This is a genomic window from Massilia sp. AB1 (assembly GCF_018119385.1).
In the GTDB taxonomy this organism is placed as follows: Bacteria; Pseudomonadota; Gammaproteobacteria; order Burkholderiales; family Burkholderiaceae_D; genus Telluria.
This window is the reverse complement of the sequence record NZ_JAGKSG010000008.1, coordinates 53,361-74,305: the sequence shown is the minus strand read 5'-3', so window position 1 is coordinate 74,305 and position 20,945 is coordinate 53,361. Positions and strand designations below refer to the sequence as shown.

The 20,945-nt window shown below is 67.3% G+C and carries 14 protein-coding genes; 8 read left to right on the top strand and 6 right to left on the bottom strand.

All coding sequences use genetic code 11. From position 1 onward, the window contains the following. Positions 1–146 precede the first annotated feature (146 nt). The 4 genes from J8847_RS07105 to J8847_RS07090 form a co-directional block, all read right to left on the bottom strand. Entirely contained in the window at positions 147–548 is a 402-nt protein-coding gene (locus J8847_RS07105; RefSeq protein WP_211523989.1) for a hypothetical protein, read from the bottom strand. 96 nt (positions 549–644) lie between these two features. Beyond that, positions 645–3,365 carry an ATP-binding protein gene (locus J8847_RS07100; protein WP_211523988.1) on the bottom strand — a complete coding sequence of 907 codons (2,721 nt, stop codon included), beginning with the start codon at positions 3,363–3,365 and terminating at the stop codon, positions 645–647. Between the two features lie 171 nt (positions 3,366–3,536). Further along, positions 3,537–5,993 carry a heavy metal translocating P-type ATPase gene (locus J8847_RS07095; RefSeq protein WP_211523987.1) on the bottom strand — a complete coding sequence of 819 codons (2,457 nt, stop codon included), beginning with the start codon at positions 5,991–5,993 and terminating at the stop codon, positions 3,537–3,539. A 54-nt stretch (positions 5,994–6,047) separates the two neighbouring features. Beyond that, complete coding sequence (locus J8847_RS07090; RefSeq protein WP_211523986.1) at positions 6,048–7,979, bottom strand: PAS domain S-box protein; 1,932 nt, start codon at positions 7,977–7,979, stop codon at positions 6,048–6,050. A gap of 192 nt (positions 7,980–8,171) precedes the next feature. On the opposite strand from J8847_RS07090, the gene J8847_RS07085 reads away from it, so the two are divergent. The 7 genes from J8847_RS07085 to J8847_RS07055 all read left to right on the top strand — a co-directional run bounded on the left by J8847_RS07085 (position 8,172) and on the right by J8847_RS07055 (position 16,485). Further along, a complete protein-coding gene (locus J8847_RS07085; protein ID WP_211523985.1) occupies positions 8,172–8,696 on the top strand; it encodes a nuclear transport factor 2 family protein in 525 nt (174 codons plus the stop codon). A 134-nt stretch (positions 8,697–8,830) separates the two neighbouring features. After that, positions 8,831–10,123: an aspartyl/asparaginyl beta-hydroxylase domain-containing protein gene (locus J8847_RS07080; protein ID WP_229512595.1), complete on the top strand. Its 1,293-nt coding sequence runs from the start codon at positions 8,831–8,833 to the stop codon at positions 10,121–10,123. Positions 10,124–10,846: 723 nt separating this feature from the next. Then, positions 10,847–11,548, top strand: a complete 702-nt coding sequence (locus J8847_RS07075) for a hypothetical protein (RefSeq protein ID WP_211523983.1) — start codon at positions 10,847–10,849, stop codon at positions 11,546–11,548. A 335-nt stretch (positions 11,549–11,883) separates the two neighbouring features. Then, positions 11,884–13,467 carry an isocitrate lyase gene (locus J8847_RS07070; protein ID WP_211523982.1) on the top strand — a complete coding sequence of 528 codons (1,584 nt, stop codon included), beginning with the start codon at positions 11,884–11,886 and terminating at the stop codon, positions 13,465–13,467. A gap of 91 nt (positions 13,468–13,558) precedes the next feature. Continuing rightward, positions 13,559–14,689, top strand: coding sequence for a Re/Si-specific NAD(P)(+) transhydrogenase subunit alpha (locus tag J8847_RS07065; protein ID WP_211523981.1), 1,131 nt, complete (start codon positions 13,559–13,561; stop codon positions 14,687–14,689). 30 nt (positions 14,690–14,719) lie between these two features. Beyond that, entirely contained in the window at positions 14,720–15,034 is a 315-nt protein-coding gene (locus tag J8847_RS07060; protein WP_211523980.1) for an NAD(P) transhydrogenase subunit alpha, read from the top strand. Beyond that, the gene (locus tag J8847_RS07055; protein WP_211523979.1) at positions 15,031–16,485 is read left to right on the top strand and encodes an NAD(P)(+) transhydrogenase (Re/Si-specific) subunit beta; all 1,455 of its coding nucleotides are present in this window, start codon (positions 15,031–15,033) and stop codon (positions 16,483–16,485) included. Before J8847_RS07060 ends, J8847_RS07055 begins: the two co-directional genes overlap by 4 nt. Before the next feature lie 202 nt (positions 16,486–16,687). Here the strand turns inward: J8847_RS07055 and J8847_RS07050 are convergent, their stop codons facing one another. Next, a complete protein-coding gene (locus J8847_RS07050) occupies positions 16,688–18,532 on the bottom strand; it encodes an EAL domain-containing protein (protein WP_211523978.1) in 1,845 nt (614 codons plus the stop codon). Between the two features lie 348 nt (positions 18,533–18,880). Continuing rightward, the gene (locus J8847_RS07045; RefSeq protein WP_211523977.1) at positions 18,881–19,558 is read right to left on the bottom strand and encodes an NAD(P)H-binding protein; all 678 of its coding nucleotides are present in this window, start codon (positions 19,556–19,558) and stop codon (positions 18,881–18,883) included. Between the two features lie 164 nt (positions 19,559–19,722). Here J8847_RS07045 and J8847_RS07040 point away from each other — a divergent pair, with 164 nt between their 5' ends. Continuing rightward, entirely contained in the window at positions 19,723–20,814 is a 1,092-nt protein-coding gene (locus tag J8847_RS07040; RefSeq protein ID WP_373999847.1) for a CapA family protein, read from the top strand. Positions 20,815–20,945 lie beyond the last annotated feature (131 nt).

The following is a 20,945-nucleotide window of genomic DNA, read 5'->3' as shown; positions in this document are numbered from 1 at the left end:
TGCCCCGCCCCGGCCCGGGTAACGCCGGATTTGGCGGGAGAATACCTTGCCCGAAGCATGCGCGACTCCTTTCCTGAGCTAATCAAGGGCGCCGGAGGAGGCGCAACGCAAGCATAGCGCCGCTGGACGCGGCGGCGCGCACAGGATCAGCGCACCAGCAGCCGGCGGTCGCGCAGCGCGTCGCTGGCCGGCAAGGCGCGCAGCGCCGGCGAACGCGCCAGCAGCTCGCGCATCAGGCCATCGGCCAGCAAGGGGGTATGGCGGCGCAGCGCGACGGCGTCGAGACTGGCCTCGCCCACATAGGCGCGCAGGATCAGCGCCTCGGGAAGATCGCGCAGGCCCACGATCACGGCGCTCTCCGGCCAGGCGGGCGGCGCGGCGGATAAGAAGCGCAGCCGGAATTGCGGGTCGAGCAGCACGGTGCCGTTGAGGAAGCGGTCGACGCCGACGTCGAACAGCACCTGCCGGATGACCTCGGCCGCGCGTCCGGCCACTTCCTGCTGGGTCTTCCGGCGGCGGGGCCTGAACAGGCGCGTCAGCATTTCCACGGCAAGCTTTCCTGGTGATGAAGGTGCGCGGATGCTAGCAGGATGTTAACAATTTGGCAATCACTCCATGAAACCATCTGTTGCATGTTTGCCGCGCTAGGTACAGGCCTGGCGCAGCAGCTCGATTAGTTGCTGCGGCGCGACCGGCTTGGTCAGGTGCTCGTTGAAGCCCGCCTCGAAGGAGGCCAGGCGGTCTTCCTTGCGTCCCCGCCCCGTCACCGCCACCAGGAAAGGCCTGGGCACACGGCGCGACAGCACCTGGGCCACTTCCAGCCCGCTCATTTCAGGCATGCCGAGATCCAGCACCGCGATCCGGGCCGGGCGCGCATTGAACAGGCGCAGCGCCTGGGCGCCGTCGTGCGCCACCTGGACGCTCGCTCCTTCCGAGCGCAGCAGCCAGGCCAGCGATTCGGCGGCGTCGGCATTGTCGTCTGCGATCAGGATGTCGCAGCACAGCGTGCCTTCCGCGCTCGCCGGCGCCGGTTCGCCGGCGGCGGCCTCCATGCCGGTGTCGAGCGGCAGGCGTATGGTGAAGCTCGCCCCCTTGCCGGGGCCCTCGCTGGCGGCCGTGATCGCGCCGCCGTGGAGCTCGACCAGGCCCTTGGCCAGGGACAGGCCGATGCCGAGCCCGCCCTGGGCCAGGTGGCTGGCGCTGGCCACCTGCACGAAGGGGTCGAACACGCGCTCGAGCATCTCCGGCTCCAGGCCCACGCCGTTGTCGCGCACCGTCACCTCGGCCATGCCGTCCGCCGCCTTGAGCGCGATCTCGATCACGCCGCAGGCCGGCGTGTACTTGGCCGCATTGTTGATCAGGTTGGCCAGCACCTGGGTCAGGCGCAGCGCGTCCGCGTCCACCCATTGCGGTTCGGCGCACAGGTCGAGCTGCACCTGGTGGCGCCCGGCCTCGATCAGCGGCATGCTGGTCTGCAGGGTGTCGCGGATCAGGCGTCCCAGCTCCACCCGCGCGCGCCGCAGCTCGATCTTGCCGCGGCTGATGCGCGAGACGTCGAGCAGGTCGTCCAGCAGGCGCGACATCTGGGCCGTCTGGCGGCTGACCATGGCGGCGATCCACTCGATGCGGTCCGGCTGCAGCTGCTTGCTGCGCAGGAGCGAGGCCGCGTTGGCGATCGGCGCCAGCGGGTTGCGCAGCTCGTGCGCCAGGGTGGCGATGTAGACGTCCTTGCGCTTGTCGGCTTCCTTGAGCGCGTCCATGGCCTGTTCGCGCTCGCTCACGTCCAGCACCAGCGAGAAGCCGGTCACGATCTCGCCGTGCTCGTCGTGCAGCACCGAGTTGTACCACTCGCAGCACAACACGCGCCCGTCGCGCGTGCGGTTGCGGTTGTTCGACTTGACGTACTTGGTGGCCGAATCGACCAGGCGCGTGACCACCTCCGTGACCTTGGCCGCGTCTTCCTCGTGGATGAACGGCACCGCATCGATGCGCTGGCCGATCGCCTCCGCGGCGCGCCAGCCGAACAGCTCCTCGGCGCGCCGGTTCCACAGCTTGATCCGGAAGTCGCGGTCCCATTCGATCACGGCCAGCGGCGTGTGCTCGATCAGGTAGCGGGTCTGGTCGAGCGCGCGCGCCAGGGCGGCGCTGGCCTCGGTGCGTTCGGTGATGTCGTCCAGTACCACCACGGCCGCCGCCAGTTCGGTCGCGCCGTCGCGCAGCTGGGCGCCGCTGACCGCGTACACGCGCCGCGCTTCGCCAGAACTGGTTTCCAGCATCGCGTCGCGAAAGGTCTGGCCTTCGATGGCGCGCCGCACCGGCTCGCCGATCAGGGACAGCATGGTGGCCGGCCCCAGCCCGGCCTCGCCTTTCGCGTCCGCTGGAACGAAGTGCTGGGCCATGCGCATGGCCTGGTCGTTGGCCATCACGCAGCGGCCTTCGCGGTCGACGATCAGGACGCCGTCCGGGAGCTGGCGCAGCACCGTGCCGAGCAGGCTTTGCCACTGGGCGCGGGCGCGCGTGTCGACCATCTCGTGGAAGGTGGCCTGAAGGCGCGCGTGCAGGCCGATGTTGTCCTTGGCCAGCGCCCCCAGCACGAACAGCGAAGCCGCCAGCCCATACATGCGTCCCGCATAGAAACCGAGGTCGTAGCGTGCGCCATTGAGCACGCCGGACAGCGCCACCTCGAACACCCAGGACGCCATCGCCACCGTCAGCCAGACGTCGAGCACGCTGCGCGGGCGCTTGCGCGCCGTGGTCCACAGGGTCCACAGCGACAGCACCAGGATGGCGGCGCTCAGCCAGCGGTACAGCGGCAGGTAGCGCGAGCCTTCCATCAGGGCCGGCAGGTAGAGGGCGCCCGAGGTCGACATCATGAGCAGGCTCGCCACGAACAAGGCCGTCAGCAGGCCGCCCAGGCGCATGAAGTGGGCCGGCAGCGCGCTGCGGTAAGGCACTGTATAGCCGAGCACGAACAGCGGGTACAGCAGGTGCCAGGCGATGTTCAGCCAGGGCGCGGTCTGGGCATTCCCGCCCAGCATGCCGTGGTCGAAGAACAGGCCGGGAAAGGTCAGCATGTGGGCCACCGCGATCAGCGCGGTGAACAGGTAGCCGAGGGAGAGGATGCCGAGCGCCAGCGAGCGCCCGGTATGCAGATGTCCCAGCAGGAGTATGCCGGTGAGCAGGTTGCTAGCCACCAGCACCGACTGGTACATGGGGAGGAATTCCGGCGCCACCGGCAGCGGCGTGCCGGCCGCCGGGGCCAGGATGGCGAACAGGAGCGCGAGGATGACAAGAACGCCGATGACGTTGCGCAGCTGCGAGCGCGTGGGCGGGTGTTTCGCCAGGTCGGTCGGTTCTGCCAGCACGCCATCTCGCATTGCTTGTCCCAGGAAGCCGCCGGCAATGCCCGGCGGTAGTCGTATCGGTTCAGCTCGTCATGCGGTCTTGCCTTGTTCAGTTTCTATCAAAATATAACGTAATTGATACCGGCGGTACAGATTTTTTGACCTGATATCGCTATCGCCGCCGGCACCTGATCAGGCAGCCGAACGTGCGCTGACCGGATAGCCGGCCGCGTCGATGGCGGCGGCGATCTGCTCCAGGTCGGCCTGGCTGTCGATGCGCACCTTCTTGGTCGGCAGGTCGATGGCGACCTTGGCGTCCTGGTCGACGTCCTGGACCGACTTGGTGACGCGGCCGACGCAGTGGCCGCAGCTCATGCCTTCCACGGTGAGTTCATACATGGTGTTTCCTCCTTGTTGGTAGGGCGCGGCGGCCCCGGTGGTGATTGAAATCGGTGCTTCGGCATGCATACGCGCGGCCGGCTCCCAGCGGCGCAGCAGCAGCGCGTTGGCGACCACGCTCACGGAACTGAGCGCCATCGCGGCGCCGGCCAGGACCGGATTGAGCAGGCCGAAGGCGGCCAGCGGCACGCCGATCAGGTTGTAGACGAAGGCCCAGCCCAGGTTCTGGCGGATCTTCCGGTAGCTGCGCTGCGACACGGCGATGGCGTCCGGCACCAGGCCGGGATCGCCGCGCATCAGGGTCACGCCGGCCGTATGCATGGCGACGTCGGTGCCGCCGGCCATGGCCATGCCGACATCGGCCGCGGCCAGCGCCGGCGCGTCGTTGATGCCGTCGCCGACCATGGCGACCTTTTTCCCGTCCTGGCGCAGCAGCTCGACCACTCTCGCCTTGTCGGCCGGGAGCACCTCGGCGTGGAAGCGCGCGATGCCCAGCTGGGCCGCCACCGCCTGCGCGGCGCCCTGGTTGTCCCCGGTCAGCATCACGGGTTCCACACCCATGGCCTTGAGACGCGCCACGGCTGCCTGCGCGCCGGGCTTGAGGCGGTCGCCGAAGGCCAGCAGACCCAGTACCTTCACCCGTTCTCCGCGCCGCTCGGCCAGCCAGGACACGGTGCGCCCTGCCTGTTCGTGGGCCGCCGCAGTCTCCAGGCCGTCGCGCACGCCCAGTTCTTCCATCAGGCGGCGGTTACCCAGGAAGACGCTGGCGCCGTCGACCTCGGCGCGCACGCCGCGTCCCGGCAGGGCCGCCGCCTCGCTGGCTTCCATCAGATGCAGGCCACGCTCCGCCGCCGCTTCGGCCACGGCGCGCGCCAGCGGGTGGGCGCTGTACTGCTGCACCGCCCAGGCCAGCTGCAGCACCGCCGCCCCGTCGCCGCCTTCCACCGCCGCCACCGCCGGTTTGCCCTCGGTCAGGGTGCCGGTCTTGTCGAACACGACGACGTCCACCGCATGCGCGGTTTCCAGCGCTTCGGCGTCCTTGATCAGGATGCCGTGGCGCGCCGCCGCGCCGGTGCCGACCATGATCGCGGTCGGCGTGGCCAGGCCCAGCGCACAGGGGCAGGCGATCACCTGCACCGCCACCGCGTTGAGCAGCGCCTGCTGCCAGTCGCCGGTGAGCAGGCCCCATCCAATCAAGGTAAGCAGCGAGATGAGCAGGACGACCGGCACGAACACCGCGCTGACGCGGTCGACCAGGCGCTGGATCGGCGCCTTCACCGCCTGCGCATCCTCCACCATGCGGATGATCTGCGACAGCATCGACTCCGCGCCGACCGCCGTCGCCCGCACCAGCAGCAAGCCTTCGCCATTGACCGCGCCGCCGGTCGCCTTGTCGCCTGCCCTCTTCGCCACCGGCAGGCTCTCGCCGGTCAGCAGCGACTCGTCCAGGTGGCTGGCGCCCTCCTCGACCAGGCCGTCGGCCGGCAGGCGTTCGCCCGGCAGCACCACCATCAGGTCGCCCTTGGCCAGTTCGGCCAGCGGCACGCGAAGCTCGCGCCCGTCCCTGCGCACCAGGGCGGAACTAGCGCGCAGCGCTTCCAGCGCCTCGATCGCCTGCACCGTCTGGCGCTTGGCGCGGCCTTCCAGCCATTTGCCCAGCAGGACCAGGGTGATGACGACCGCCGACGATTCGAAGTACAGGTGGGCATGGCCGCCGTGCGACAGCAGCAGGTAGAGCGAGAGGCCGTAGGCGGCGCTGGTGCCGATCGCCACCAGCAAGTCCATGTTGCCGCTGAAGGCGCGCAAGGCCTTCCAGCCGGCGCGGTAGAAGCGCGCGCCGAGCCAGAACTGGACCGGGGTCGCCAGCAGCAGCTGGATCCAGCCGGGCAGCATCCAATCCATGCCGAACAGCTGGCCGGCCATCGGCGCCACCAGCGGAATGCTCAGCAGCGCCGCGGCAGCCACCGGCCACCAGGACGGCAGGCCGCCCTTGCCAGCCGCCTCGGGCGCAATCGCCGGTGCGCCCTCTTCCACCTCGGCGGCTTCGTAACCGGCCGCCTGCACCGCCTCGCGCAGCGCCTCGGGCGCGGCGGCGCCGTGCACGGTCGCTTTCTCCGTCGCCAGGTTGACGCTGGCGCTTTCCACGCCCGGCACCGCCTGCAGCGCCTTTTCGACCCGCGCCACGCAGGACGCGCAGGTCATGCCGCCGATGCGCAGGGTCGTGTCGCGGCTTTCTACTTCGGTATCCATATGCTTTCTCCTCGATCACATATGGACAGCATATTCCTTCCCACGATGGGAAGGTCAAGGGCTTTGTTGAACAACTTCCGGCTGGGCTTCCGGCCTGATGCAGCCGCGCCCGGCACGCTTGGCCTCGTACATGCGCTGGTCGGCCTCGCGGATCAGCGCCTCGGGGCCCAGGCCGGCGCCCGGCGGGCACAGGGCGATGCCGACGCTGGCCCCGACCTGGACCTGGGTATTCCACAGGCTGGCCGGCTCGGACAGGACGTCGATCAGCTTGGCGGCGACGGCGTGCGCGTCCATCCTGGTCTCGCCCAGGTCTTCGAGCACCACGGTGAACTCGTCGCCCGCAAGGCGGAACACGCTGTCGGTCTTGCGCACCGCGGCGCGCAGGCGGTCGGCGAGCACCCGCAGCAGGGCGTCGCCCGCATCGTGGCCGAATTCGTCATTGATGGCCTTGAAGCCGTCCAGGTCGAGGAACAGCAGGCCCATGGTGCGGCCGCTGCGGCCGGCGCGCGACTGCACCACCGGCAGGGCTTCCATCAGCGCGCGCCGGTTCGGCAGGCCGGTCAGCAGGTCGTGGCGGCTTTCGTATTCGCGCCGCGCCTCGGCTTCCTTGCGCTCCGTAATGTCGTGCAGGAAGGCGCTGAACAGCGGCTCGCCGTCGATGTCGAGGGCCCGCAGCCGCAGCTCCACCATCAGGCGGCTGCCGTCGCGCCGCACGGCGGGCAGTTCCAGGCGGCGGTCGACCACCTTCGCCACCCCGGTCGACAGGTAGCGCCGCATGCCGGCCTGGTGGGCGCCCGCCAGCTCGGGCGGGATGATCAGGCGTTCCAGCGTGGCGCCGAGCGCCTCTTCCGCGCTCCAGCCGAAAGTCTCCTCGGCCTGGCGGTTCCAGGCCGTGACCCGGCCGTGGCGGTCGAGGCTGATGTAAGCGTCGTAGGCGTTCTCGATCACGGTGCGCAGCTGGACCTCGCGCGCGCGCAGGTCCTGCTCGGCCTGGCGCTGGCGCTGGATGGCTTCCTGCAGCGCGCGCGTGCGCTCGTCGACCCGCCGTTCGAGGTCGGCGTGCAGCGCGGCCACCTCTTGCTCCGCCCGCTTCTGGGCGTCGATGTCCTTGACCACCGCGACGTTGTACTCGTGCTCGCCGCTCGGCCCCAGCTTGCGCGAGACATCGACCTGGATCCAGACCAGGCTGCCGTCCTTGCGCACATAGCGTTTCTGGCGGGTCAAGCGTTCGATCTCGCCGGCGTGCAGGCGCCGGATCAGTTCGGCGTCCTCGGCGCGATCGGGCGGATAAGTGATTTCCGGGAAGCGGATCCCCAGCAGCTCCTGCTCGGTATAGCCGAGGATCTGGCACAGGGCCGGGTTGACACTGACCCAGGTCCCGTCGGGCAAGACCAGGGCGATGCCGACCACGGCCGCCTCGAACACCGCGCGGAAGCGCGCCTCGCTCGCGCCGAGCACCTCGCCCGTGCGCGCCAGCTGGTCGCGCGCCACCGCCAGCCGTTCGCGGTAGCGGACTTCCTCGGTGATGATCGCGGCCAGGTCGGCCAGCACCGCCAGGTCCTCGTCGCCGAGCTCCCTCGGCTGGGTGTCGACCACGCATAGGGTGCCGATCGCCAGCTCCGCGCCGGTGCGGATCGGCACGCCCGCGTAGAAGCGGATATTCGGCGCCCCGGTGACCAGCGGGTTGCTGCGGAAACGCTCGTCCTGGGTCGCATCCGGCACCACGAGCGGCGCGTCGTGGAGGATCGCGTGGGCGCAGAATGCGAGCTCGCGCGGGGTTTCCGTCTCGTCGAGTCCGACGCGCGACTTGAACCACTGGCGCTCGGCATCGATCAGGGTGAACAGCGCCATCGGCACGCCCAGCAGCCTGCTCGCCAGCCGCGTGACGCGGTCGAACAGCGGCTCGGCGGGCGTGTCGAGCAGGGCCAGGGCGTGCAGCAGCGCCAGGCGTTCGGCTTCGTCGGACGGCAAAGGAGCGGCAGGCATGTCGTCGTTTTGGCGTGAAGTGAAAGGGGCGGCAGCCACAGCGGCGCTGCGTGGGAACCACTGTATCAGATGTCCCCGCCGCTTCAAGACAATGGCCGATGTCTGAATGTGACTTGCAAAAGCAATATTTCGTTACAATCTTACAGTCAGGAATTTATATACTGTCTGCGGTCATCACAGTTTCCGCCACACATGCGCACCCTGCCTTTCTTCCTTGCCGCCGCCCTGCTCTCCGGCCCATCCCATGCCTTCGATGCCATGGGCGCCGCCACCGCCGCAGCAGCAGCAGCAGCGGGCGACACCGCAGCCGCTTCCATTCGTGACGCCGAACGCAAGCGCGCGGCAGCGGTGGCGAGCGGCGACATCGACACCTTGCGCAAGCTGATCGGCGGCGAGTACTACCATGTAGAGAGCAACGGCCGGGTGCGTACCAAGACCGAATTCCTGCAGGCGCTGATGCGCAACGAATTCAGAATGAGCGGCTACGGCCTGGACGACATGGAAATCACCGTGCTCGGCAACGGCCGCGCCGCCGTGGTTACCGGGCGCTTCCACGCCCGGATGCAAAGCCTGAACGCGCTGCGCCAGTTCCGCGGGCGCTACGTGCGGGTCTGGACCCTGCAGCCGGACGGCTGGCGCAACACCCTGCACCAGAGCACCGAGATCCGCCCGGCGGGCATCCCCGCCCCGGATGCGCGCCCGCTGCCCCTTCAGTAACGCCTGCCAGGCTGCTATGGAGGGGGCCCCGTCGCCGTCTGAAGAAATGGCCTGATGTAAATATTGCTTGCCAACACGCATACACATGGACAAAAATCCCCGCGTACATACGACACGAGGCGGGGGCGATGCGCATGGCGGACGACAGGGAAATCGCGGTGCTCGAACAGCAGGCGCTGCAGGCGGACGGACGGGGCGACCGGGGGCGTGCGCTCCAGTACTGGGAAACCATCCTCGCCCGCGCCCCCGGCCACCCGCGCGCCCTGCGCGCCCTGCGCGCCCTCGCCCACGATGCCTTCAGCGCCGGCCGACTGCCGCAGGCGCGCGCGCTGCTCGAGCGCCTGGTCCGGGCCGACGGCCGCGACAAGCAGCAATGGCTCAACCTGGCCGTGCTCTGCCTGGCGCAGAAGGACGAGGACGGCGAGGAAGCGGCGCTGAGCGGCGCCCTGACACTCGATCCCTACGACCTGGTGGCGCTGGTGCTGCGCAGCCGCCTCTACATCCGCCAGGGCAAGCGCCAGGCGGCCGCCGGCGCCTGCGCCGCGGTGGCCGCCGTGGCGCCGCCGCTGCACACGCTGCCTGCCGACCTGCAGCCGGCGGTACGCGAGGCGCTCGACTGGCATGCCGCCTACAACCGCGAGTTCGGCGATTTCCTCGACGCCTTCCTGGCGCCCCAGTTGCGCGAGCTGCAAGGCGCAGACCTGCAACGCTTCCGCGACTCGCTCGACATCATGACCGGCCGCAAGCGGCGCTACGACTCCCAGCCCGCCCTGTTCCACTACCAGGGCCTGGCGCCGGTCAGCTTCTTCCCGCGCAGCGCGTTTCCCTGGCTGGATGCGCTGGAGGCGGCCACCGCCGACATCCGGTCCGAGTTCCTGGCGGTGCTGGCCCGGGAAGAAGGCTTTGCGCCGTATATCAACTATACCGAAGACCAGCCACTGAACCAGTGGGCCGGCCTCAACAAGTCGCTCGACTGGAGCGCCTACCACCTGATCGACAAGGGCAAGCCGGTCGCCGGGCACGCCGAGCGCTGTCCGCGCACGATGGAAGCGCTGCGCGGCGCGCCCCAGCCCGACCAGCCGGGGCGCACGCCGAGCGCCATGTTCTCCGTGCTCAAGCCACGCACCCGCATTCCGCCGCATACCGGAGTCAGCAATGTGCGCCTGGTGACCCACCTGCCCCTGATCGTGCCGCCCGGCTGCGGCTTCCGGGTCGGGAACGACACCCGCGCGTGGGAGCCCGGCAAGGCCTGGGTGTTCGACGACACCATCGAGCACGAGGCCTGGAACGACAGCGCGCAGTTGCGCGTGGTCCTGATCTTCGACATCTGGCATCCGCAGCTGTCGGCGGCGGAGCGGGCCATGATCACGGCGATGACGGCGGGGATCAACCAGTTCACCCAGACGGCAGGCGGGTTCGCGCTCTAAGCGGGATCACGCGGACTTGATCTATCGCAGATCTCCGTAGCCGCCCGGTGCTCTTGCGCGGCGCTGCCCAAACTTCGTCCCCGGCGATGAGTCAAACGGTCGGGTGATCGCTCGGTGGCCCCTGCTTCAGCTCAGGGGATCCGTCGGAAGCGTCTCGCCACACCTCTTGCCTTCGGACCATACGCACCATCGGGAGAACGAACATGCAGACGAAGCTGATCCTGTTGCTATCCCTGTCCTTGACGCTCGGGGCTGGCGCCGCCGCTGCCGTTCCTTCCGAGTGCGACAACGTGCTGCTCACTAAAAACATCTCCCGCGCCAGGCAAAGCAACCAGGTCTTCAGCGCCTGGCTGAGTTTGATCGATGTGTCCAACTATGGAAAGATCAAGCAGGATGCGAGTGCGGACGTACCCGGCTATTTTTCGGGAGACTACCAAAGCTTCGATGAAAAGCGCCGGCGCTATCTCAACCAGCAGGCAAGCACTTTCACGAGCAGCAACGCCAGGGAAACCTTGTCCAGCAGTCTGCCTGAACAGGCCATTCCGGCCTGGCGGGCTTGTGTCGCCTCGCATTCGAGCGGCTTGTTCGCCTATCCCGTCAGAGGCACCCGAAAATCGGTGGACGTCGTGGTGGGCTGGCGCCATCCGCCCGGCCTGGCCAATCCCGGCAAGCTCGAAGTCGCGGTCAACGGGCGTACCCTGGACGCCGCCTTCCCTTCCAATTTTGAAGGAAAAAAAAACTATCGCGGTGCCGCGCGACGGGGAAGAAATCGTCGGCAATGTCAACGCGACGGTGGGAGGGGCGAGCTATACCGCGGCCTTCCACGTTCCGTCCTATGTCGCACCGAAGCCGCCGCGCTTGTGCGGCAGCGGATCCCGGCGGATCGAGGCGAAGAATGGGGACGGTGCGGCCGCTCAATTGCTGATTCCACCCAGCGACTGCGACCGGCAAATTCGCGTGGGTGGCGTAGCCGGCGCTGTCTACGAGACGCCGGGCGACCCGTGGGTGAAGGTCTCGATGGATACGGGGGACGGCACGGCGCCCGCCCAAGCGCAAAATGGCGTCGCAGCCTCGGGTATCACCTATGCCAGCGTAACGCGGGAGCTTTTCCTACGTGCCGGCGAGGAGCGGCGAATCACGGTCAAGCATGAGAACTTCCGGGCGCGCGCCGCGGAAACCTCGGCATGGGCGGAGGTGCCTACGCCTGAGTCGCGTGACTGCGGTTTGGATGCGCGCGGCATCACGTTCGCGCCCGCCTCGCGGCGGTCCGGCCACCTTTTCCCCCTTACTGGCATTGCGGCTTTGCCCGTTGCCAGGCCGATCGCAGGTTCTACCGCCTGTCGAACAGTCGGCATGGAGCTGTTGATCCTTCCAGTGAGTAGCAATGCACCGGCCTACGGCCGGCGGCTGGCGGCTGATGGCTGATGGCTGGTGGCTGGTGGCTGGTGGCTGGTGGCTACTAGCCAACGGTCTACGGCTCGCGGCGCATTTCATACAGCCGAACCGCATTTCACATCGTAATATTCTCAACCCTCTGCGACACCCGCCGATATCTCGTTTCGCAAAATTCCTTCCCGCATCCCGAAACCAAGCACGTAAGTGCTTGATATTTCGGCGATAAGTTTTATGTCATATGTCTTATATAAGACATGAAATCTTCTTCTGACCTGTCTTATCATGAACTCATGCGAACACGCCCCGGGCCTGCTCGGCAGCTCGGGAAAGCGCAGACGATTTCAATCACCACTCAGGAGCTCGACATGTCCCAGTACCAGAACGATATCCAGTCCCTCATCCGCCTCAAGGAACAGGCAGGCAGCGGCTGGGCCGCCATCAATCCCGAGTCTGCCGCCCGCATGCGCGCCCAGAACCGCTTCAAGACCGGCCTGGACATCGCTCGCTACACCGCCGGCATCATGCGCCGGGACATGGCCGCCTACGATGCCGATCCGTCCAAGTACACGCAGTCGCTGGGCTGCTGGCACGGTTTCATCGGCCAGCAGAAGATGATCTCTATTAAGAAGCACTTCGCCAGTACCGAACGCCGCTACCTCTACCTGTCGGGCTGGATGGTCGCCGCACTGCGTTCGGAATTCGGCCCGCTGCCGGACCAGTCGATGCACGAGAAGACCGCGGTCGCCTCGCTGATCAAGGAGCTGTACACCTTCCTGCGCCAGGCCGATGCCCGCGAACTGGGCGGCCTGTTCCGCCAGCTGGACGCCGCCGACACCGCGGACGCGCGCGCCGCGATCCAGGACAAGATCGACAACTTCCTCACCCACGTGGTGCCGATCATCGCCGACATCGACGCCGGCTTCGGCAACGCCGAGGCGACCTACCTGATGGCCAAGCAGATGATCGAGGCGGGCGCCTGCTGCATCCAGATCGAAAACCAGGTGTCGGACGAGAAGCAGTGCGGCCACCAGGACGGCAAGGTCACCGTGCCGCACGAGGACTTCCTGGCCAAGATCCGCGCCGTGCGCTACGCCTTCCTGGAGCTGGGCGTGGACGACGGCGTCATCGTCGCGCGTACCGACTCGCTGGGCGCCGGCCTGACCAAGCAGATCGCCTTCACCCGCGAGCCGGGTGACCTGGGCGACCAGTACAACAGCTTCCTGGACGCCGAGGAAATCGCCGCCGGCGACCTGAACAACGGCGACGTGATCATCAAGCGCGACGGCAAACTGCTGCGCCCGAAACGCCTGCCAAGCAACCTGTTCCAGTTCCGCGAAGGCACCGGCGAGGCGCGCTGCGTCCTGGATTGCATCACCTCGCTGCAGAACGGCGCCGACCTGCTGTGGATCGAAACCGAGAAACCGCACATCGCCCAGATCGGGGGCATGGTCAGCGAGATCCGCAAGGTCATCCCGAACGCCAAGCTGGTCTATAACAACAGCCCGTCCTTCAACTGGACCCTGAACTTCCGCCAGCAGGTGTTCGATGCCATGAAGGCCCGCGGCGAGGACGTCTCGGCCTACGAGCGCGGCCAGCTGATGAGCGCCGAGTACGACGATTCGGCCCTGGCGCGCGAAGCGGACGAGCGCATCCGCACCTTCCAGGCCGACGCGGCCCGCGAAGCCGGCATCTTCCACCACCTGATCACCCTGCCGACCTACCACACCGCCGCGCTGTCGACTGACAACCTGGCCAAGGAATACTTCGGCGAACAGGGCATGCTGGGCTACGTGGCCGGCGTGCAGCGCAAGGAAATCCGCCAGGGCATCGCCTGCGTCAAGCACCAGAACATGTCCGGTTCGGACATCGGCGACGACCACAAGGAGTACTTCAGCGGCGAAGCGGCGCTGAAGGCCGGCGGCAAGCACAACACGATGAACCAGTTCTAAGCAAGGAGCGCCGCCGGCCGGCGCTTCTGCGCTTGCCCGGCGGCGCTTGTTCGTTCGACAGCGATACCGATAGCAAGTCAAGGGAATAGCCATGAAAATTGGTATACCGGCGGAATCACGTCCGGCGGAAACGCGGGTGGCAGCCACACCCGAAACAGTCAAGAAGCTCGCAGCCAGACATCATGTGATCGTTGAGTCGGGCGCAGGCCTGCAGGCGGCGATCACCGACGATGCATTCAGGGCAGCCGGCGCCATCGTCGGGACAGCCGCCGATGCCCTTGGGGCCGATGTAGTACTCAAGGTGCGCGCACCGAATCCGCAGGAACGCACACAAATGAAACCCGACGCAGTACTGGTCGGAATGCTGGACCCTTTCGATACCGGCAACCTGGCCGCCATGGCCGACAGCGGCCTGTTTGCCTTCGCCCTGGAGGCGGCGCCGCGCATCACCCGGGCGCAGTCGATGGACGTGCTCTCCTCCCAGGCCAACATCGCCGGCTACAAGGCCGTGATGCTGGCCGCGAACACCTACCAGCGCTTCATGCCCATGCTGATGACCGCCGCCGGCACCGTCAAGGCCGCACGCGTGCTGATCATGGGTGTCGGTGTGGCCGGTTTGCAGGCCATCGCCACCGCCAAGCGCCTGGGCGCCGTGATCGAGGCGTCCGACGTGCGTCCGCCGGTCAAGGAACAGGTGGAGTCGCTGGGCGCCAAGTTCATCGACGTGCCCTACCTCACCGAGGAGGAGCGCGAAATCGCCAAGGGTGAAGGCGGCTACGCCCGTCCGATGCCCGCGGACTGGATGCGGCGCCAGGCCGAACTGGTGCACGAGCGCGCCAAGCTGGCCGACATCATCGTCACCACGGCGCTGATCCCGGGCCGCAAGGCGCCGGTCCTGATCTCCGAGGATACCGTCAAGGCGATGAAACCCGGCTCGGTAATCGTCGACATGGCCGTGGCCCAGGGCGGCAACTGCCCGCTGACCGAACTCGGCAAGACCGTGGTCAAGCACGGCGTGCACATCATCGGCCAGCCCGACCTGGCGACGCTCGTCGCAGCCGACGCCTCCGCGCTGTACGCCCGCAACGTGCTGGATTTCCTCAAGCTGATCATCGACAAGGACGGCAAGCTCGTCGTCGACCGCGAGGACGAGATCATCAAAGCCACGCTGGTCTGCGCCGGCCGGGAAGTCCTGCATGGCCGCATGAAGGCGGCTGCATAAAGACAAGAAGGAAGCAAACGGGGAGTTCTTATGGAAGTCAGTCATACCATCATCAACCTCATCATCTTCGTGCTGGCCGTCTACGTCGGCTACCACGTGGTCTGGACCGTCACCCCGGCCCTGCACACGCCGCTGATGGCCGTCACCAACGCCGTTTCCGCCATCATCATCGTCGGCGCCATGCTGGCCGCCGCCCTCACCGAAGGCGTCACCGGCCAGGTGGCAGGCACCGTCGCGGTGGCCCTGGCCGCCGTGAACGTATTCGGCGGCTTCATGGTCACCCAGCGCATGCTGGAGATGTTCAAGAAGAAGGACAGCAATGCCAAAGCAGGTGCGAAGTCATGAGCGCCATCTCCATGAACATGGTCACCCTGCTCTACCTGATGGCTTCGATCTGCTTCATCCAGGCCTTGAAGGGCCTGTCTTCACCTGCCAGCGCGCGCATGGGTAACGCATTCGGCATGGCCGGCATGGGCATTGCCGTCCTGACCACCGTGACCCTGATCGTCAAGCTGCAGGCAATGCTGTCCACCGGCGGCTTCGGCTTCGGCCTGGTGCTGCTGGGCATGGCGGTGGGCGGAGGCATCGGCGCCATCGCCGCCCGCAAGGTCGAGATGACCAAGATGCCGGAACTCGTCGCGGCGATGCACTCGCTGATCGGCCTGGCCGCGGTGTGCATCGCGGTGGCCGCCGTCTCCGAGCCCTGGGCCTTCAACATCGCCACCCGCACCACGCCGCTGCCCTTCGGGAACCGGCTGGAGCTGTTCATCGGTACCTTCGTGGGCGCGGTGACCTTTTCGGGCTCGGTGATCGCCTTCGGCAAGCTGTCGGGCAAATACAAGTTCCGCCTGTTCCAGGGCGCGCCGGTGCGCTTCGCCGGGCAGCACATCCTGAACCTCGTGCTGGCCATCGCCATCATCGGGCTCGGCCTGGCGTTCTGCTTCGCCGAAGGCGTGGAGCCGGCGTGGGAACCCTTCATCCTCATGGCGGCGCTGTCCTTCATCCTGGGCGTCCTGATCATCATCCCGATCGGCGGCGCCGACATGCCGGTGGTGGTGTCGATGCTGAACTCGTATTCGGGCTGGGCGGCCGCAGGCATCGGCTTCTCGCTGAATAACTCGATGCTGATCATCGCCGGCTCGCTGGTGGGTTCGAGCGGCGCCATCCTGTCGTACATCATGTGCAAGGCGATGAACCGTTCCTTCTTCAACGTGATCCTGGGTGGCTTCGGCGGCGAAGCCTCCGTTGAAGCGGGCGGCGCCAAGGAACAGCGCCCGGTCAAGGCCGGGTCGGCCGACGACGCGAGCTTCGTCATGGCCAATGCCGAGTCCGTGATCATCGTCCCCGGCTACGGCCTGGCGGTGGCGCGCGCGCAGCATTCTCTCAAGGAGCTGGTGGAGAAGCTGACCCACAAGGGCGTCTCGGTGCGCTACGCGATCCACCCGGTGGCGGGCCGCATGCCCGGCCACATGAACGTGCTGCTGGCCGAAGCCGAAGTGCTCTACGACCAGGTGTTCGAGATGGAGGACATCAACGCCGAGTTCGGCCAGACTGACGTGGTGCTGGTGCTGGGCGCGAATGACGTCGTGAACCCGGCGGCCAAGGATCCGAAGTCGCCCATCGCCGGCATGCCGATCCTGGAGGCGTACAAGGCCAAGAGCATCATCGTCAACAAGCGCTCGATGGCTTCCGGTTATGCGGGGCTGGACAACGACTTGTTCTACCAGCCGAACACGATGATGGTGTTTGGTGACGCCAAGAAGGTCATCGAAGACATGGTCAAGGCAGTAGATTGAGTTAGGGAATGCAAGGATCGCGGACCGGCATGCGCATGCATGGCCTTCCCGTATTCCGCAATCGCCTCCTGCGCGCGGGCGTCCTGTATCTTGATATTTGCGTGGATGCGGCCGCCGTCCAGGATTGGCAGGCGCGATTAGAGGTCGCGCTTTGCCACCCCGGCGCGCCTCAGGGCGGGGACGAGCCCGCGGCCGGCCAAGCTCAGTGCCCGTCGGCGCGGCGTGCGCGCACCATCTGCTCGAAATCGCGTCCGCGCAGGGGACGGCTGAAGTAATACCCCTGGACTTCGTCGCAGCCCCGGCCCAGCAGGTAGTCCCACTGGGCCCGGGTTTCGACGCCCTCGGCGATGACGCGCAGCCCCAGCTCGTGCGAGAGTGAAATCATGGCCGCCACCATGGCCGAGCTGCTGGCGTCGTTGCCGATGTCGCGCACGAAGGACTGGTCGATCTTCAGCACATCCACCGGAAAGCGCTTCAGGTAGGACAGGCTGGAGTAGCCGGTGCCGAAATCGTCGATCGACAGGTGCACACCCATTGCCTTGAGCGCGCGCATGGTCGCCACCGCCGTGTCGACATCCTCCATCATCAGGCTCTCGGTGAGTTCGATCTCCAGGCTGGTGGACGGCAGCGCCGTCTCGCGCAGGATCTGGGCGATCAGTTCGGGCAGCCCGGCATCCCTGAACTGGCGCGACGACAGGTTGACGGCCACGCGCAGGGGCCCGAGGCCGGCGCGCTGCCAGGCCGCCGCCTGCGCGCAGGCGGCGCGCAGCACCCAGGTGCCGAGCGGGACGATCAGGCCGGTCTCCTCGGCCAGCGAGATAAAGCGGTCGGGCCGCATCATGCCCATCTGCGGATGGCGCCAGCGGACCAGCGCTTCCATGCCGATCACGGCGCCGCTGGCCAGGTCGACCTGGGGCTGGTAGTGCAGCTCGAACTCCTCCGCATTCATCGCATGGCGCATCGCGTCCACCATGGCCAGGCGCTCGCGCGCGCGTTCGTTCATGCTCGGCAGGTAGAAGCGGACCGTATTGCGCCCGCTTTCCTTGGCGCGATACATCGCGATTTGCGCATACTTGACCAGGCTGTCGGCATCGCCGCCGTCGCCCGGATAGCCGGCGATGCCGGCGCTGCAGGTCAGGAACACGCGCTGGCCGTCTTCGCTGAAGGGTTCGGCGATCGCCGCCAGCACCTTGGCCACCGTGGCCGCGGCGTGGCGCTCGTCGGCGCGGTTCTCGAACAGCAGGACGAACTCGTCGTCGCCGGTACGGGCGACGGTATCGGTGGGCCCGACCGCGGCCAGCATGCGCTCGCCGGCCTGGCGCAGCAGGCGGTCCCCGGCGGCCGCGCCCAGGCTGTCGTTGACGTGCTTGAAGTAATCCAGGTCGAGCACGGCCACCCACACCGGGGCGGCGTCCGCGCGCGCGAACGCCAGCGCGCGGTCGATGCGGTCGGCCAGCGCCACGCGGTTCGGCAGGCCCGTCAGCATGTCGTGGCGCGCACGGTGTTCCAGTGCGGCCTCGTACTGCTTGGCGGTCGTGACATCGTATTCGAAGATGACGAAGTAGTCGGTCACGCCGTGTTCATCCTTGACCGGCGCCAGGTAGGCTTCCTCGTAGTAGAGCGTGCCGTCCCTGCGCCGCACCTGGAACATCGCGTGGCCCTCGCGCTTCTCCGCGATGGCGTTGCGCAGTTCGTGCAGGCCGGGCTGGTCGTCGACGCCGCTGGCCAGGATCTCCAGCGGCAGGCCCAGCACTTCTTCAGCCTCATACCCATGCAGGCGCGTGAAGGCAGGGTTGACATGGATGATGGTTCCCTCCGGCGTGTGGGCGTCGATCAGGGTCACCGAGTTGGCGCTCGATTCGATGGCGCGCTGGTGCAGGCGGAGCGCCTCCGAGGTGCGGTCCAGGTCCGCGGTGCGCTCCTCAACCAGGCGCTCGATCAAGCGGGTGCGCTGCATGCGCCCATGCACATACGCAGCCGCCACGAAGCCCACCGCCAGCCGGGTCAGCACGGCCAGGGCCGATCCCGTATCGGCAGGCGCTCGCACTGACCCACGCCTCTTCAGTTTCATACCTGCTCCGCGTTGAACGGCGATTCGGACATGTCCTTTTGAGACGGCAATCCTGCACATCGCGCACCTGCCGGGCAGTGGCCGCGATACCGGGTGACACGGTGATCGCAAGCGACCGGCGCCGGGGCCGAGCCTTGTACCTCGCTTCGGCCGGAGCGGACGATGAAGGCATTGCTGCCAGTGTACGCCCCGGGCCGGGTTTGCGATGCTTGTTACATTTGGCCTGGAACCCGGAGGCACCTGCTTGCGTCCCAGGACCGCCTTGCGGTGCGATGCATTGACGCCAAGAAATTCGGCAAGGCATCACATTGGCCGCGGCCTGCGTCAGCCGGCGGGCTCGCCGCCGATCTTCGCCAGCAGATGGGAAGGCAGCACGACCACGCCCTGCGCCGCCGGCACGGTCCTGACCAGTGCCTGCGCGACCGCAAGCGCATGCACCGGCCGATACGGCCCGGGCAGCAGGGGCGCCAGCAGCTTCGCGATCGGGATCGCGATCTGTTCGCCGATACGCGGGGGCTGCTGCAGTCCGTGCCGCTGATCCAGCAGGAGCGAAGGCTGTGCGATCACCAGCGCCTCCCATTCCATCGCCTTCAGCGCATCCTCCAGTTCGCCCTTGACGCGGTTATAGAACGTGGGCGACGTCGCATTCGCCATCGCCGCGCTGACCACTCCCACGCGCCGGGCGCCTGCGGCAAAGGCTGCCTTGGCCACCGCCAGATTGGCGTCCAGGTCGACTGCGCGGAACGCCGCCTGGCTGCCGGCCACCTTGATGGTGGTGCCGAGCGCCAGGTACACCTCATCGGCCTGCGGCAGGGTCTCCAGCTGCCTGAAATCCACGATATGGGCCTGCAGCCGGGGATGCGCGACGTCCAGGGGCCGGCGGCTCAGCGCGTGCACCATCCCGACGGCCGGGTCGGCCAGCAGCGCCTGGAGGATGCGGCCGCCCACCAGCCCAGTGGCGCCCGCCAGCAGGACCGTTCGTTCATGGACAAAGCTGGACAAGGTGTCTTTTCCTCACAAGAGAATGGCGCTGGTCAATCGGGACATACGGATCGCGCCGGCAGGTTCACAATGTACGCCATACCGGCCGTGCTCTCCTCATCGCGGCCTCGCCAGTTTTGCCGAAAGGGGGCGCTGACATGCAGCCGGCTCGAGCTTCACACAATGTGACGCTGTTCCTGTCCGGCGATGTGATGACCGGCCGAGGCATCGACCAGGTCCTGCCTCACCCGGGAAATCCTCGCCTGTTCGAACCCTGCGTTCGCTCGGCATTAGCTTACGTGAAACTCGCCGAGGCGGCCAGCGGCCCTATTCGCCGGCCGGTGGACTTTGCCGCCATCTGGGGCCATGCAAGGGATGCCTGGCGGCGCCTGGCACCGGACTTGCGCATCATCAACCTGGAAACGGCGGTGACATCCAGCGAACACGCATGGCCCGGCAAAGGCATCCACTACCGCATGCATCCCGACAACCTCCCCTGCCTGGCCGCGGCCGGCATCGACTGCTGTACGCTCGCCAACAACCATGTGATGGACTGGGGCCGCCAGGGCCTGGAGGAGACGCTCGACGTCCTGCACCGGGCCGGCATCGCCACCGCCGGCGCCGGCCGCGATGCCGACCAGGCGGCCGCGCCGGCCGTACTGCATGTCCCTGGAAAAGGCCGGGTGCTGGTGTTCGCCTGGGCCACGGAAGACAGCGGCGTGCCGCCGGAATGGAGCGCCGGTCCGGGCCGGCCTGGCGTCAATTTCCTGCCTGGGCTGACGGCATGCCAGCTCGACACCGTCGCACACCGGGTGCGCGCGGCGAAGCGGGCTGGCGACCTGGTCGTGGCATCCCTCCATTGGGGTGGCAACTGGGGCTTCGACATACCGGCGCAACAGCAGGCATTCGCGCACGGTCTCATCGACGCGGCAGCGGTCGACGTGGTCCACGGCCATTCCTCGCATCACGTGAAAGGCATCGAAGTCTACCTCGGCAAACCCATACTATACGGGTGCGGCGATTTCCTCAACGATTACGAAGGGATCACCGGATATGAACAATTCCGTAGCGACCTGGCGCTGATGTATTTTCCGACCTTCGAGGCCGGCAGACTCATCCGCTTTGCCATGACGCCTACCCAGACCCGGCATCTACGGGTGAATTCCGCGCCCGCGTCGGATGCCTGGTGGCTGATGACGACGCTGAACCGCGAAGGACGCCAGTTCGGCACGCGCGTGACCAGGACCGCCAGGGACGACCTGCTGCTGCATTGGTGAGCGCCACGCCTGATTCAGCTACCGTCGCCGGATCCAGTACGCTGCCCGCATGCTGCCTGAAGCGCAAGCTCAGGCTGCCGTGTTGCCCGCCGCCTGCGAGAGCCTCGAAAGCGAAGTCGGCGTTAGAATGC

Coding starts and splice junctions, on each gene's coding strand:
- J8847_RS07095 (WP_211523987.1), bottom strand. CDS start 5,993: ATGGATACCGAAGTAGAAAGCCGCGACACGACCCTGCGCATCGGCGGC.
- J8847_RS07090 (WP_211523986.1), bottom strand. CDS start 7,979: ATGCCTGCCGCTCCTTTGCCGTCCGACGAAGCCGAACGCCTGGCGCTG.
- J8847_RS07085 (WP_211523985.1), top strand. CDS start 8,172: ATGCGCACCCTGCCTTTCTTCCTTGCCGCCGCCCTGCTCTCCGGCCCA.
- J8847_RS07080 (WP_229512595.1), top strand. CDS start 8,831: ATGGCGGACGACAGGGAAATCGCGGTGCTCGAACAGCAGGCGCTGCAG.
- J8847_RS07070 (WP_211523982.1), top strand. CDS start 11,884: ATGTCCCAGTACCAGAACGATATCCAGTCCCTCATCCGCCTCAAGGAA.
- J8847_RS07065 (WP_211523981.1), top strand. CDS start 13,559: ATGAAAATTGGTATACCGGCGGAATCACGTCCGGCGGAAACGCGGGTG.
- J8847_RS07060 (WP_211523980.1), top strand. CDS start 14,720: ATGGAAGTCAGTCATACCATCATCAACCTCATCATCTTCGTGCTGGCC.
- J8847_RS07055 (WP_211523979.1), top strand. CDS start 15,031: ATGAGCGCCATCTCCATGAACATGGTCACCCTGCTCTACCTGATGGCT.